The following is a 14,187-nucleotide window of genomic DNA, read 5'->3' on the forward strand; positions in this document are numbered from 1 at the left end:
CCCTTATTTGGGTTAAATTGGTAGATAGGCGCCATGTCATCTATAACAGAACATACATAATCTATTGCACCAAAAAATAGCGGAAGGAACGGATGAACATATGAAAAAGATAACGAGAGCTTTCTATTTCAGCGTAGCGATTGCTCTGTTGGCGGGATGCGGCAACGATGTGGAGCCGGAAGCGACGGACTCAGAGCAGACGCCAGCGGCTGAAACGCCAGCCGAGGAAACAGAGGATGGCGCGACAACGGACCAAAGTAGGGAAGAGGATGATTCCGCAGCTAAGGAATCCGAAACTAGCGAATCAGAAGACACAGACTCTGAAACAGGGGAATCCGAGTTGGACGCCTACTCCAGCGAACAGATCGAATACGCCAGAGTGTGGCTGCAGCTCGGACCGAACCAGGAAATCGACGGTTTGTATGTGAAGCAAATTCCGTCAGGCACGCCGCTTAATCCGAATGATGAGACGAGCGGCGTCTATCCGGAAGACGTCATCCAGCTGGCGGGCTCGCGCCTTGTGGATGGTTCCGTGACATACAGCGGCAACGGCGACGGAACGATCAATGTATACAATGTGCCGCTGCGCTGGGACGGGGAATATCCGGCTGGCGAAGAGTTCTATGAAGAGCTTATCAATGATACCGAACTTGTGGAGATCGACACGGGAGACGACGAAGAAGTCATCCGTTTGATCAAGTTGCAGGAAACAGAATAACGAAAAAACACCTTCAATCCGCGTACATAAAAAATGTACCGAACCGAAGGTGTTTTATTTATCCAACTGAAATTAAGGATTCGTCGACCAAAGGCCAGCTGACTTCAACAGCACGCGCGGATGCAGTTTCAACTGGGCAACCATCATCTGCGCCATATCTTCAGGCTGCATGACTTTGTCCGGATTGCCGTCCGTCAAATTAGACTCGATCGCGAGGTCAGTCGCAACGGTGCTCGGCGTCAAGGCAGTCACACGGATGTTGTGCTTTCTGACTTCCAGCATCAACGATTCCGTGAGTCCCATCAAACCGAATTTCGATGCGCTGTACGCGCTGGTTATCGGTGCCCCTTTTTGGCCCGCAGTCGACGCGATATTGATAATCTCGCCAGACTCGCGCTCGATCATTTGCGGCAGAACGGCACGCGTTACATAATAAACGCCCATCAGGTTCGTGTCGATGATCGCTTTCCATTCTTCCGGCGACAGTTCCATGAACTTGCCGAATTTGCCGATGCCAGCGTTGTTGATCAGAATATCGATTGATCCAAGTTCTTCTGTTATATGTTCAACTGCTGCGTTGACCGCTTCCATATCCGCGACGTCCGCCACAGCGAATACCGTTTTCACGCCGTATTGCTCCAGCTCCGCAGCCACTTTCTCCAAGTTTGCAGCCGTGCGTCCGACTAATCCTACATTAATGCCTTCCGCTGCGAAAGCGATCGCCGTAGCCCGGCCGATCCCTTTACCGGCTCCTGTGATTAACGCGTTTTTCCCTTTTATATCTTGCATAATGAACAGCTCCTCTAATATCGTTTCGTCATCTAGTGTAGCAAAGAGGGCAGGTGAAAATCCAAGTGGAGAACTTGGGGAGGAATAAAAATGACAGCAGAAGGGAGGTCTGCTGTCAGTGAAAGTATATTTTGTTGTTCATATATCTGGAGGGGACCTACTCGATCAAATTATCGCCCTCATCATAAAAGGTTAAATCAACCGGAAAAGCTCGTTCCACGTCACTTGGTATCTTCACGGATTGCAAAAACCTCTGATCATCCGATATATCGAATGTAATATCATACTCCCCGCTGAGAGCCGTTGCTAAAACATGGTCAACCGTCAAATCAGGATTTTCGCCGTATAAAATCAAATATTCCCCTTTATTGGTTTCAATGACTTGATAAGAAGAGTTAAGGAAACCGGAGCCATATCCTGCATGGTCGATCTTAAACTTTCCATTCAACCCTTTCAACAAGCGCGCATAACCGAAATCACCATCATCCAATTGAAAAAAGATGATATGGGAAGTGGTATCCGCTATTTGTTTCACCTCTAATACTTCAGGATTAAGCTCTTCGCTGGGTGGCCGGTTCAGCCAGGTATCCAGATTGGCTTGAATGGCTGCTTCATTATCTTCAATATAATATTCATTCGTATAATAAATAGAAAACCCTATCACCGCTACAGCAATTATAGCAACGAAGAGCAGTATTATTTTTTTCAGATAAATGCCTCCTTTAGTAATGAACTTAACTTATGAGCGATTCTATTCTGCTCATCTGATTACCTCTATTATTTTTTATTGGGGAAATAGGCTGCCCCAGCATATTTCTTCATTCTCCAAGCACTGATAACAGTCATAATAAGACCCGCAATCAAAATATAAATGGTATATTCTCCTGATCTCTCCATTAAAAAAACCATCAATGCACTGACAGTAAGCCCTACGCTGATTCCCGTCATAATAACCCAGAATAACAGCTTCATATTTAGCCGCCTTTCTTCATTAAGCACATGATTCTTCTTAATTAAAACTTAAAGAATTCCCTAACACTTTGAGAATCTCACCATCTGAAATAATTCTTATATAAATTATAAGCGTATCATCCAAATAAAGGAAGTATCTTATTGTCAGTATTCTTAATACACAGTTTGTTTACTCCTGAAAAATTCGGGAACACTACCAGACAAGTTGATTTTTAATTTAAAGGAGGAAACATAAATGGCTAAAGTATTAGCAGTCCTATCAAGCGGACACAAAGACGAGGAAAACAATTACGAAACCGGCTGGTGGGGTGAAGAATTATTCGCACCGATGGAAATTTTAGAAGAAGCGGGGCATGAATTGGAACTGGCTTCACCGCTCGGCGGCAAACCGACAATCGACCAGGCGAGCCTGACGGAAGAAACGGATCCACAAGGGAAGTACAAGAAAATGTATGAAGAGGGCTTGGCTGACAATACCAAAAAGCTGTCGGACATCAATCCCGAAGACTATGACGCAGTGTTCATCGTAGGCGGCCACGGTGCCATGTTTGACCTGGCGAAAAACGAAGCCTTGCACAACATCATTAATGGCGTCTACGACAACGGCAACATCGTGTCGGCCGTCTGCCACGGACCAGCTCCGTTGATCTGGACAAAACGTCCAAACGGCAAAAGCATCATCGATGGACTTGACGTAACAGGCTATCCTGAAAACGTTGAACCTGAAGGTCTTCCAGCTTTATTGCCATTCAGCCTTGAAGAGGAAATGGATAAAGTAGGGAACTACACAGCGGACCAAAAAGTGGTCTGGGGCAATGAGCAATTGTTGACGGGACGCGACCCGTTTTCTGCTGAAGAGTTGGGCAACGAATTGGTGAAAGCACTGGATAAACGCAGCAAGAAGGAAGACTGAGCGATGGAACCCATCGTCGTTACAGCCATCCTGAAACCCAAGGAACACATGGAAGCACAGCTATTGGCGGAACTGAACAAAGTACAGGAAGCGTCGCGCGCTGAAGCCGGCTGCCTGCATTATGTGCTCCACCAATCGATCGAAGACGACACGTTCGTCCTCCACGAAACGTGGCAGGACATCGACGCCCTGCAGAACCACATCGGCTCCGCCCATTACCAGGAATACCGCACGAATACGGCGGATCTGGTGGAAAAGCGGGAAGTCTTTAAGCTGAAGGTACTTTAAATCAATAAAACCAAATGCAGAACTCCGCGAACGATTGCGGAGTTCTGCATTTTTTTTGTAAGAGGGAAGGAAGGGAAAAGGAGAGGTGTAAATATTAAGTGAATCCGCTTATACGACACTAAAAATGTTCTATACGATAACAAACAGAGTCTATACGACAACATCATCCGGCTATACGAAAACAAATCCCCGCTATACGAAAACAACCCCATTTATTACCCGAAAAACGGGCGGGGCTGCAGCCCCGCCCAAAGCCGTCCGCCCCGGCGGACGGCGACCAATCAGCTTTTCATCAGAGAGTGGAGCAAAAATGGATTCGTTAGATACCAAGGCGAAACCGTAAGATAAAATACTCAATCCGTAAGATAAAAACTGAAAACCATAAGATAAAAACCGAAAACCATAACAAAAAATAAAAACAGCACCGCCAGAAGACGGTGCTGAATCAATTTTTTAATTTGCTTCCATATAAAATACCCAACATCAAAAAGTAGACCTGAATATTATTACACCCATTATCATAAACAATTGTATAAGAATCCCGGCAATACTGAAATTGAGGCCTGCGACTGCTATGCCTCTGCCGCCTTCTCCTGTCCACGCCATCTCATTCACCGCTTTTCCGTATAACACGATACCGAAGATGCCGATAGCTATCCCGAAAAAAGGTAAAACGTATGAAAAAATATCAAAAAATAAACCGAAAAATGGCAGCGGGATTGAAAGCAGCCCCACTATTAAAGTGGCTACAGCTTTGCCATTAGTCACCGAACTATTATCTGGAGGCGTGTTATCGACCATTTTTATTCTCCTCAATATTTTAATGGAACAGCTATAAAAGCGGAATTACATAATCGCCATGTCAAAGAATGCTATCGACGAAAACAGGAACCACATCAATACCATGAACAGCTGTGAAAGAATCCCGACAATACTGCAGATCAAGCCGGAAATTGCCAGCCCTTTGCCGCCTTCACCAGTCAAGGCTATCTCGTTTCTCGCTTTTCGGTAGACCACCAAGCCGATGATCCCAAGAAACAGCCCCAGCAATGGGATCAGGATTGAAAGAATCCCCAATGTTAACGTAATGATCGAATTGCTGTTGGTTTCCAGCTTCCTGCTATTGTAATTTTCTTCAACCAATTTAATCTCTCCCCCTCGTTCAATATTCTATTTCTTTTCAAACCTTCTTCTATTCATTGTACCAATAATATCCATCTAATATAGAAGAATTTTAAATTTTCATTCAAATAAAAACAGCGCCTTCAACAGAAGGGGCTTCAATTTAAATTCTAAAATAACTACTGTGAACAGCTGCATCGGTGATTTCATTTCAACTCGAAAGCTTGTACAATGTGATGAATAGCAAATTATACTGCTATATTTGCAATGCCCATTAAATGCATGCCACTAGTGAAGAATGCAATCTTATGAATCGAATGGAAATATGAAAAAGGATTTTCGGATGGAGGAATAAAATATGCAACATAAATATGCAAGAAGAGCCAATGCACTGGAGCCATCTGAAATGCGCTTGATCTTATCTTCTTCAGAACGGCCTGAATTGATTTCGTTTGCGGGCGGGCTTCCGGCATCGGAGCTGTTTCCCATCGAAGAATTGAAGGCGGCAAGCCATGCTGTCCTGACGGATCAGGGAGCTGCTTCTCTTCAATACACATCCACGATGGGGTATATCCCGCTTCGCCAAGCGGTGATGGAGCGAATGCAAGCCATCGGAATCCAATCGGATTTGCAGCAGGTGATGATCACATCAGGCTCCCAGCAGGCGATTGACCTGACAGGAAGAGTATTTCTGGACGAAGGCGATACCGTCATCTGCGAAAGCCCGACGTATCTTGCGGCCATCAACGCCTTTAACGCCTACCATGCAAATATCGTGGACGTGGAGATGGATGAAGACGGCATGAAGATGGATGCGCTGGAGCGGTGCCTGCAAGAAAATCCGCAAGCTAAATTCATCTACACGATCCCTGATTTTCAAAATCCGACGGGCAGGACACTTGCGCTTGAACGAAGAAAGCGGATGATTGAACTCGCCAATCAGTTCGATGTGCTGATTTTGGAAGACGATCCATACGGAGCCATCCGTTTTTCAGGAACCCCGATTCCACCCATCAAACAATTTGATACAGAAGGACGCGTCATTTACCTCAGTTCTTTTTCGAAGATTTTTGCACCCGGCCTCCGTTTAGGCTGGATTTGTGCAGAAGAGGAAATACTCGAAAAGTACGCAGGCTTCAAAGAATCCGCTGACATGCATACCGACGGCCTGGCACAGCAGATGACCGCAAAGTACATGGAACTGTATGATCTGGACGCCCATATCGAAACCATCAAAGCCGTCTACAGGGAACGATGTGAAACCATGTTGGATTGCATCGCTAACTATTTCCCTGAAAACATTTCATTCAATAAACCAGAAGGGGGATTATTCATTTGGGCAGAGCTTCCTGACTCCATGAATGCCGGTGACATCGCGTTGAAGTGCATGAAAAATAACGTGGCATTTGTACCCGGTGCACCTTTCTACGTCAAAGGACCACAAAAAAACACGATGCGGCTGAACTTCTCCAATTCAAATCCGGAGCAGATCAAAGAAGGCATGAAGCGCATCGCTGAAGTGCTGCACAGTGAATTCAGTTCAGTGAATCGACCTATCGAAGAATTAGTCAAATAAACGCTGTGACTCCAGCAGCGAGTCATAGTGAAAGAGCCCCTTCCGCAAAGGAGGGCACTGAAAAACTCTTCCTTGGAATCAGCGGGAGATTAATAAAAGAGTCAGAAGGCAGGATTTCCTGCCTTCTGACTCTTTTTTTGCCCCTTTATTGATCTGCAGCTTGCCTGCGTTCATCCAGTAATCGAAGAATTCGTTTCAGGTTCACGGTGAAAATCGCCATGGCGCCTTGCAAGGCCATGCCGCTCAATCCGGCGCCGGAAGTCACTCGATACCCGTGCCGATTCTTCAGTTCACCGTTCTTAGCTTCGATTTTGTACCGCTCTTTGACCGCTTTTTTGAAGAACTCACTTTCCTGAAAATCTCTTTGGATTGCGTGTTCAGTGGATTTAATGGAGACAGAGTAAGTCTTGCTTTTAGCGCCTTCCTTGTAACAGCCTTCCCGTAATGGGCAACGCTTACAGCGTTCGATATCAAAAAAATAGGTGTTCTTTTGATTTTTTCCGACGCCTTTTTTGCCTTGTCGAGCTTTCCGGATCGCCATATGGCCTGCTTTACAGACATACATGCCCGCGTCTTTATTGAAGTCGAATTCGTCTTCTTTTTTTCGATAGCCATCCGTAATTAGGGGATTCAGTTTTGAAATGAGGCAGATGTGATTTTTCTCTGCATACTGCAGATTACTTTTTTCCGAATACGCCGTATCTCCAATGACCGTATTAACATTGACGCCAGCGGCGCAACTCTTTTCAATGAGAGATTGAAGAAGTTTCCCATCGTTTTTTTCACCGGTGGTCACGATCGCCGCTGTGACGAGACGCTCGACACTCATAGCGAGATGGGTTTTATAGCCGAAAAACGCTGTATCTGCAGATTTATGCCCGGTTCGGGCATCTGGATCTTTAGAACAGCGCAGCTGTTCGATGTCATCCGCCATCGTTTCTTCCAGGAGACGAAGCGACTCTCCGATTTTCGGATTGGCAGAAAGACTGGGAACCCGTTCAATCGAAGCGATCAATTCCTTGCAATAATTGAGTTCTGCTTCGAGGTCATCTTTTGTGTTCTTCTTCGGAAACTGTTCCTTCATGGACTCATTCACTGAATAAATGTTTTTACGCAATTTCCGGGACTGATCCTGCAGGATCTCTTGTGGTTTTTTCAAGTGGTAACGGGATTGGGTATGAGTGGCATCGACGATAATGGTTCCTGTTTCAATCAGGTCAAGGGCAATCGCAATGGCGATGGTCTTTTCGATGAGGAGGTCTAAAAGGCGGCTGTCTTCAAGGCGAAGTTTACGGAATTTGGTTAACGAACTTGGGTCAATCACCGATTCCTCTGGGGCCATATCCAGAAAAAACTTATAGGAGAGATCAAATTTCGAGCGTTCTACCAAATCCACATCTGAGAGCGGATTCATGCTTTTCAGGAGCAGGTACTTGAACATGCGAATAGGATGGATGGCCATCCGGCCATTGTCAGAACAGTATTTCTCCGCCAGTTCCTGGGTAACGAATGAGAAATCGACCAGTTCATTGATGCGGCGGAAAATGTGGTCTTGGGGAATGACAATATCATAAAGAGCTACATAAGGACTGGGTTTCATGGATGGTCTGTCTGGCATCATGGTTATCCCTCCTTGAATTTAGAACCAGTATACAACAAAAAAGCACCGAATTTCTAAAAATCAGAAATTCGGTGCTTTTTCTTGAAGTTTTTCAGTGCCCTCCCGCAAAGAAGGGGCTCTTTCTGTATAGATTTATAAAATCGCTTCTGCGATCACTCGATCCAACTTGCGGATATCGACTTTCTTTGCCAGGTTCAATTTGAACTTCCCGGCTTTTGTCCACAGTTCGAGCTCGGTATTCAAATCGAACGTCCCGGCGTTTTCCGACGAGTACATGATGATCGACTTGAACGGAATCGTATAGACTTCAACTTTCTTGCCCGTCAGCCCCTGTTTGTCTGAAATGATGATGCGCTTATTGGTCACAACCGCTGTATCGCGAATCGTCTTGTAAGCAATCTGCGCAACTTCCCCCGCAATCAGCAACTCGCTCACCGATTTGGGTACATCAATTTCCTGGACGAACGTCCACGCCATCATCGCATTTAACTCTGCCATTAAAAATCCCCCTTTTTCCATTCTGCCTTCAGTATGGCATAACTTGGAAATAGGGGGAAGGAATATTTGATTGAAAATAAAGACAAATCTCATCACTCAAACAATCAAATCATTATCCGACCGTATACGGGTCGCATCTTTGAACAGCTTTTGCAGCAATCCCGCGAAAACCGCCACGCCAATACTGGCGAACGAGCCGATAGCACCCAGCGTGATAATGTGCGTAATGTCCTCACCCCGAATCAGCGCAATCGTCGCCAGTTCGCCGAGCACGATAAACGCGATGACCGCATACGCGCAATACCGGATGATCTTCAGCGACTTCACCGCCAGTTCCGAAAACGCCTGGTTGCGGTCGAAATAGGTCAATAACTTGAAGGCCTGATACATGGCAATAAAAATGGGCATGAAAAACACATAAGCTGAGATCAAAAACGGATATTGCAGATAAGCCGTCTCCGGATGCAGCTTGGCATCCATTGCTGCCATTCCCGGCAACCCGAATACACACAAGGCAAGCACCGCACCGGCAATCAGCAGCAGAACTACTTTCAGGAAGAACGTCGAAGCTTGTTTGCGTGTCATAGGAAACACTCCGTTCGTTTGTTGGTATATTGAATATAGCACTTTATTTATTGAACATCAATAAAAAAATGTTGATAAAGAACTTATTTTAATGTAACTTAATACGCCAGATATCCTGTATTAATTCACTTGGACAGCTTCTCAGTCGTAAAATCGAACTCATGCGATTCAACCTCAGATGTATCAACTTCATCATTTTGTAGCACATCAATTCAAGTTGCCGAAGTTCAATCTGTAAATAAAGAAACGTTACAGCAGCAGGGAATTTCAATTTAAAAACAAGTCTTCCATGACTACTTTGCCGTATGCTTAATTGGTTTTAAATTGGAAAAAGGGTACAATGGAAATAGCGAAATGTTCTGAAGTTTAAGAGGGAGTGTCTATATGTCTCGTTGCACGAATTGCAATTATAAGTGGAAAGCGAAAGATGTTTGGAAGCTAGGACTATCTAAAAATGGAAAGGAATGTCCGAACTGCAGAACCAGACAATACATATCCTTTAAAGATGGAGGATTTTTAATCGGACTTGGCTATTTGAGCGGTGTTATGGGCTTGCTGCTTATTATCTTTTTCCCTCTATATATCAACTTAACTGATAAAGATGAAATGTCATTATAATCCGTAAGCAATATTAGAAAGGAGAAAAACAATGCCGAACTGTCAGAACTGCAATTATAAGTGGAGTTGTTTCGATACGCTGATCATCGGCTTCAAGAATAATAAGAAATGCCCGAACTGCGAGCAGCGGCAATTCATCAATGTGCAAGCGAATAAAGGGGTTTATATACTTTATATTCTTCCGTTGCCTATCATCCTGTTTTCCCGGATTATTTTTGACTGGAGTACGCCGGTTTTTCTTTCCATCGGATTCTTCTTCATCCTCGTTGCAACGATGCTGATTCCTTATACAATCAAGCTGTCGAATGAGCAGGAGCCGTTGTGGTGACAGATTTTATTGAATGAAGCGGAATTAATATTAGTTAAACTGCGGATCCAATTGGATCCGTTTTCTTTATGCAATGAATTATACGTGCCAGAGGAAGACAAGCCGAATATATCAATAAAATCTAGACATTAAATTTTCCAAAAGAAGACAATTAACAACCAAATAATGCTAATATTAAGACATTAGTATCGTTGGGACGTTTTGTCTAAAAATTTTTAAAAGAAATTGTAAGCGCTTGAATGACATATCTGACAGTAATCATTGAATCTGCTGCATCCAGAGAGGCTGAATACATATGGGAATTACTGAACTAAAAACCTGGGAATTTAACAAAGCCACGTTGGAAAGTATCAAGCATGATACTTACTTTGACTATCCAGTGGTTTATTTCTTGAACAACAATACGACGGTATACATTGGAGAAACTGTCGCCTTCAAAAATCGGATGAAGGATCACTTGAGAAATGAAGAGAGAAAGAAATTAGAAATGATGACTCTTATCATTCATAAAAAATTTCACCGTTCTGCGACATATAATATCGAAACCAAACTTATTAATTATTTCTTGGGTGATAATCGCTACAAGCTTCTGAATAAAAGTCAGACTGCGCAAAGTGCAACTCACAACTACCATAATAAAAAACTATATGACAAACAGATTTTTAACGAAATATGGAAAGAGCTATTGGAAAGAAAGATGGTCGATAATCCTGCCCATGTTATTAAAAATAGGGATATATTCAAACTTTCTCCTTTTAAAGAGCTGACGATGACGCAGCTCGAGCTAAAAGCGAAGATTCTTGAAGTATGCGAAGAGCATATCGATGACGATGAGACGTTTGTCTTCATGGTCCAGGGCGAAGCGGGTGTAGGGAAGAGTGTTGTCCTGAGTTCCGTGTTCAACAGCATCCAGGAACTGGCGGCCGACAAAAACTCTAGCCTCCATAATACAAAGAATTATCTGCTCGTTAATCATTCAGAGATGCTGAAAACGTATAAAAACATCGCTGCCAATGTGAAGTTTCTGAAAAAGAATAACTTCGATAAGCCGACAAGTTTTATTAACAAACAAAAGAGAACTGCAGAAAAAGCCGACATTGTATTGGTCGACGAGGCGCATTTATTGCTGAGCAGAGCGGATGCTTTCAATGGATTCAATGAAGACAATCAATTGGAAGAAATCATCAGGCACAGCAAAGTCGTCATCGTTGTCTACGACGAAAAACAGGTATTAAAACTGAAAAGTTATTGGGACAAGAATCGGCTCAAGAAAATAGTGTCAGGCTATCAAAGAGAAGAGCCCTACGTTTTAAGAGAACAGTTCCGCATGAATGCTGGAGACGATGTGATCGACTGGATCGATAATTTTGTAGAGAAGCGCATTGGTAAGCTCCCGGAAGATGAGCTGTATGATTTTAAAATATACGACTCTGCCAAAGAAATGCATGATGCCATAGTGGAAAAGAATGAAGAATACGGCCTCTCCAGAGTGGTTTCGACATTCGACTATGAACATAAGAAAGACGGCGAGCAGTACTATATAAGAGAAGACAATCTCGAAATTCCCTGGAATTCAACCGATACGAAAAACACCTGGGCCGAAAAGCCAGAGACAATCAAAGAAGCAGGATCCATCTATACGATTCAGGGCTTCGATTTGAATTATGTAGGAGTGATATTGGGGCCGTCGGTTACTTATGATGAGCAAAATGATTGCTTGAAGATTATTACTGAAAAATACAGCGACACCGAAGCTTTCAGAGGGAAAGATGGCATTGAGGATGTAGAAAGAGCGAAAGAACAGATCATATTGAATTCTATTAATGTGTTGATGAAGAGGGGGATAAAGGGGCTTTATATTTTTGCTAGTGATGAGGAATTAAGAAAAAGACTATTAGAACTATAAAGAGAAAAAGACAAAAAGTAAAAATTTTTTATAAGTTATCTTGACTTGCCACGAAGAAGAGGAGAAATTAATTTTTAAAAAAGAGTTTAACATATGTCTAGAAAATACGTTCGTTTCAATTATTTCATAATCAATTTAACTCCATCAGATTTACCGGAAGGAATGACTGGAAAAAATATTGCTTTAGCGTAAGATATGACAGATTTATTTGAATAAATTATTTTTGGGGAAAGTACTGTTTTTTTAAAAAAATCTATTCTAACAAATTTATATTTTATACGTACTAAACTTTATCACTGCACGAGTCAAAAATTAGTGTTTAATTCTTAACGTTCTATTCGATTGTAAAATCGTTTATGAATTTTGTTGTTTCTTGGCAAATAGACTTTTTATCATTTCGTTAATCATTAACCTAAAAATGCGAAATATTAAATTGCTATTTAATTGTTCTAAATTAAATCCATGTAGCAAATAAATTAAGAGGAGCATGACATATGAAGAAGTTAAATGAAAAGCAATTCTTGAGCGATTTTAATATTAATGAGGAAAGATATAATGAAGCAGAAATAAAATGGGAAAACCTAGTGGAAATCTACGAGGATTATGAAAACTATAAAAATACTTTAAAATCAACTGGAGATGTAATATCACAGTATTTTAGAAGTATACCCGAAGTTCATAGCGTACGTTCAAGAATCAAAGATTCCTATCACTTACTTGATAAAATTGTCCGTAAAATTATAAGACAAAAGAAGGGAAATCCTAGTTATTCAATAACCATTCAAAATTACAGAAGTGAAATCACAGATTTAATTGGAGTTAGAATAATTCATTTATATAAAAATACAGCTGCGGAAATCGATTCTTATATCCGAACAACATGGGATCAACATGAGACTCCTACTATTTATTATCGGGCAGGGGACTTTACTCAAAAGCAATTGGACCAACTAACAAATGAGTTTATGTATAAGGAGCATATGTTCGGATATAGATCATGGCATTACTTAATTGAAACAAGAACAACATTAGAACTGCATCTAGTAGAAGTTCAAGTAAGAACTCTATTTGAGGAAGGTTGGAGTGAAATTGATCATCAATTAAGATACCCAAATAATACTGATAATAAATTATTAACCGAACAATTACTTGTTCTTAATCGCTTAGCTGGAAGCGCTGATGAATTGGTAAATTCCATAAAAGAAAGCAAAGCTAATTTTGAAAATATGGAATTAATAAATGATGAGAAGACAAGAATAATTGATGAGTTAAAAGAAGAAATAGCAGCATTTAGCAATATTGAGAACGATGAAACACAAAATTCACTCAATGACAAAATAGAGGAATTACAAAATTTAAATAATATTAAATTAATATCATTAAAAGAGAGTCTTAACGCGCAAATACAAAATAATTTTAATCAAAGTTTAATAAATATTAAAAAGAGACTTATAGATGGGGACTATTATAATATTTCTAACAAAATTGTTAATAATCCTGGGTTGAAACTTCAAAAACAAATAGAAGATTTTCATAACCAGAATAAAATAAAGTATTTTTTAGATGGAACTTTATACAATAGCGACAACGACAACGACAACGACAACAACGATAACAACGATAACAATGAAGAGAGCGATAGCAACAACAATTAATAAATGATAATATTTTTTTACTACCAGATATTTTGACTAGCCAGCTATTTAAGAGAGATGCATATAAAACTCTAAGTAAAGACTTCGCCAAAAAGGATATTTTCTAGGCCGCAATTCGTAGCTAAGCGTAGGATTCATATAGTTGATATATCTACTAAAAAAACAGAAGTGAATTTATCAAGAATACAAAATAATGTGGCATTATTATTAAATCTTAAAGGTTAGTGGATTTTGAGCCTATTTAAATCGGTTGAACTAAACTTTCTAAAAGAGCTTATGAGAATCGCTTCCAAGGAAAGAAACAATTCTAAACGATTTTTCCAATACACTACAATTTGCAGTTTATACTTGGCCATGAAGGTTTCATCAACGTTTTGGTTGTGATTTATCTTATTACTAATTCGTATAAATTGTTTGGAAGTTATATTGTTTCAGGGAAGCGGAAATTAAGTAATTCCTTAAAATTACATATGACTTTGAAAATCGTCTCCCAGGGAAAGAAACAATTCTAAACGATTTTGACTATTCACGACAATTGCATACAAAAAATACTCCTTCCCTGTGAATATCTGATTTCAGTAGATGGAGTTTCACTGTT

At 41.4% G+C, this 14,187-nt stretch carries 15 protein-coding genes; 7 read left to right on the plus strand and 8 right to left on the minus strand.

Annotated features, from left to right (window positions below):
• Positions 1-100: 100 nt before the first annotated feature.
• Entirely contained in the window at positions 101-718 is a 618-nt protein-coding gene (locus tag D2910_RS08540; protein WP_117313179.1) for a hypothetical protein, read from the plus strand.
• 72 nt (positions 719-790) lie between these two features.
• Here D2910_RS08540 and D2910_RS08545 read toward each other — a convergent pair whose 3' ends face one another.
• The 3 genes from D2910_RS08545 to D2910_RS08555 all read right to left on the minus strand — a co-directional run bounded on the left by D2910_RS08545 (position 791) and on the right by D2910_RS08555 (position 2,479).
• Complete coding sequence (locus tag D2910_RS08545; protein ID WP_117313180.1) at positions 791-1,507, minus strand: 3-ketoacyl-ACP reductase; 717 nt, start codon at positions 1,505-1,507, stop codon at positions 791-793.
• 157 nt (positions 1,508-1,664) lie between these two features.
• Positions 1,665-2,171 carry a hypothetical protein gene (locus tag D2910_RS08550; protein WP_117313181.1) on the minus strand — a complete coding sequence of 169 codons (507 nt, stop codon included), beginning with the start codon at positions 2,169-2,171 and terminating at the stop codon, positions 1,665-1,667.
• Between the two features lie 113 nt (positions 2,172-2,284).
• Positions 2,285-2,479 (minus strand): hypothetical protein, encoded by a 195-nt coding sequence (locus D2910_RS08555; RefSeq protein ID WP_117313182.1) that lies wholly within the window; start codon positions 2,477-2,479, stop codon positions 2,285-2,287.
• Positions 2,480-2,714: 235 nt separating this feature from the next.
• Between D2910_RS08555 and D2910_RS08560 the strand changes: the two genes are divergently transcribed.
• Positions 2,715-3,392 carry a type 1 glutamine amidotransferase domain-containing protein gene (locus tag D2910_RS08560; RefSeq protein WP_117313183.1) on the plus strand — a complete coding sequence of 226 codons (678 nt, stop codon included), beginning with the start codon at positions 2,715-2,717 and terminating at the stop codon, positions 3,390-3,392.
• A 3-nt stretch (positions 3,393-3,395) separates the two neighbouring features.
• Positions 3,396-3,680: a putative quinol monooxygenase gene (locus D2910_RS08565; protein ID WP_117313184.1), complete on the plus strand. Its 285-nt coding sequence runs from the start codon at positions 3,396-3,398 to the stop codon at positions 3,678-3,680.
• A gap of 483 nt (positions 3,681-4,163) precedes the next feature.
• Here the strand turns inward: D2910_RS08565 and D2910_RS08570 are convergent, their stop codons facing one another.
• Positions 4,164-4,481 carry a DUF4190 domain-containing protein gene (locus D2910_RS08570; protein ID WP_117313185.1) on the minus strand — a complete coding sequence of 106 codons (318 nt, stop codon included), beginning with the start codon at positions 4,479-4,481 and terminating at the stop codon, positions 4,164-4,166.
• Between the two features lie 45 nt (positions 4,482-4,526).
• Positions 4,527-4,823, minus strand: coding sequence for a DUF4190 domain-containing protein (locus D2910_RS08575; protein ID WP_117313186.1), 297 nt, complete (start codon positions 4,821-4,823; stop codon positions 4,527-4,529).
• 337 nt (positions 4,824-5,160) lie between these two features.
• On the opposite strand from D2910_RS08575, the gene D2910_RS08580 reads away from it, so the two are divergent.
• Complete coding sequence (locus tag D2910_RS08580; protein WP_117313187.1) at positions 5,161-6,378, plus strand: aminotransferase-like domain-containing protein; 1,218 nt, start codon at positions 5,161-5,163, stop codon at positions 6,376-6,378.
• Positions 6,379-6,523: 145 nt separating this feature from the next.
• Here the strand turns inward: D2910_RS08580 and D2910_RS08585 are convergent, their stop codons facing one another.
• From D2910_RS08585 to D2910_RS08595, 3 genes are all read right to left on the minus strand, one after another.
• Entirely contained in the window at positions 6,524-7,999 is a 1,476-nt protein-coding gene (locus D2910_RS08585) for an IS1182 family transposase (RefSeq protein ID WP_117313188.1), read from the minus strand.
• A 132-nt stretch (positions 8,000-8,131) separates the two neighbouring features.
• Positions 8,132-8,497 (minus strand): PH domain-containing protein, encoded by a 366-nt coding sequence (locus D2910_RS08590; protein WP_117313189.1) that lies wholly within the window; start codon positions 8,495-8,497, stop codon positions 8,132-8,134.
• Between the two features lie 96 nt (positions 8,498-8,593).
• Positions 8,594-9,082 (minus strand): DUF2975 domain-containing protein, encoded by a 489-nt coding sequence (locus tag D2910_RS08595; protein ID WP_117313190.1) that lies wholly within the window; start codon positions 9,080-9,082, stop codon positions 8,594-8,596.
• A 649-nt stretch (positions 9,083-9,731) separates the two neighbouring features.
• Here D2910_RS08595 and D2910_RS08605 point away from each other — a divergent pair.
• The 3 genes from D2910_RS08605 to D2910_RS08615 all read left to right on the plus strand — a co-directional run bounded on the left by D2910_RS08605 (position 9,732) and on the right by D2910_RS08615 (position 13,589).
• On the plus strand, positions 9,732-10,028 hold the full coding sequence (locus D2910_RS08605; RefSeq protein WP_117313192.1) for a TIGR04104 family putative zinc finger protein: 297 nt from the start codon (positions 9,732-9,734) through the stop codon (positions 10,026-10,028).
• A gap of 685 nt (positions 10,029-10,713) precedes the next feature.
• Positions 10,714-11,934 (plus strand): DUF2075 domain-containing protein, encoded by a 1,221-nt coding sequence (locus D2910_RS08610; protein WP_240633583.1) that lies wholly within the window; start codon positions 10,714-10,716, stop codon positions 11,932-11,934.
• A gap of 494 nt (positions 11,935-12,428) precedes the next feature.
• Positions 12,429-13,589, plus strand: a complete 1,161-nt coding sequence (locus tag D2910_RS08615) for a nucleotidyltransferase family protein (RefSeq protein ID WP_117313194.1) — start codon at positions 12,429-12,431, stop codon at positions 13,587-13,589.
• Positions 13,590-14,187 lie beyond the last annotated feature (598 nt).

It is taken from the genome of Planomicrobium okeanokoites (assembly GCF_003428875.1).
Lineage (GTDB): Bacteria > Bacillota > Bacilli > Bacillales_A > Planococcaceae > Planococcus > Planococcus okeanokoites.

Coding starts and splice junctions, on each gene's coding strand:
- D2910_RS08540 (WP_117313179.1), top strand. CDS start 101: ATGAAAAAGATAACGAGAGCTTTCTATTTCAGCGTAGCGATTGCTCTG.
- D2910_RS08545 (WP_117313180.1), bottom strand. CDS start 1,507: ATGCAAGATATAAAAGGGAAAAACGCGTTAATCACAGGAGCCGGTAAA.
- D2910_RS08555 (WP_117313182.1), bottom strand. CDS start 2,479: ATGAAGCTGTTATTCTGGGTTATTATGACGGGAATCAGCGTAGGGCTT.
- D2910_RS08560 (WP_117313183.1), top strand. CDS start 2,715: ATGGCTAAAGTATTAGCAGTCCTATCAAGCGGACACAAAGACGAGGAA.
- D2910_RS08565 (WP_117313184.1), top strand. CDS start 3,396: ATGGAACCCATCGTCGTTACAGCCATCCTGAAACCCAAGGAACACATG.
- D2910_RS08570 (WP_117313185.1), bottom strand. CDS start 4,481: ATGGTCGATAACACGCCTCCAGATAATAGTTCGGTGACTAATGGCAAA.
- D2910_RS08580 (WP_117313187.1), top strand. CDS start 5,161: ATGCAACATAAATATGCAAGAAGAGCCAATGCACTGGAGCCATCTGAA.
- D2910_RS08585 (WP_117313188.1), bottom strand. CDS start 7,999: ATGATGCCAGACAGACCATCCATGAAACCCAGTCCTTATGTAGCTCTT.
- D2910_RS08590 (WP_117313189.1), bottom strand. CDS start 8,497: ATGGCAGAGTTAAATGCGATGATGGCGTGGACGTTCGTCCAGGAAATT.
- D2910_RS08595 (WP_117313190.1), bottom strand. CDS start 9,082: ATGACACGCAAACAAGCTTCGACGTTCTTCCTGAAAGTAGTTCTGCTG.
- D2910_RS08605 (WP_117313192.1), top strand. CDS start 9,732: ATGCCGAACTGTCAGAACTGCAATTATAAGTGGAGTTGTTTCGATACG.
- D2910_RS08615 (WP_117313194.1), top strand. CDS start 12,429: ATGAAGAAGTTAAATGAAAAGCAATTCTTGAGCGATTTTAATATTAAT.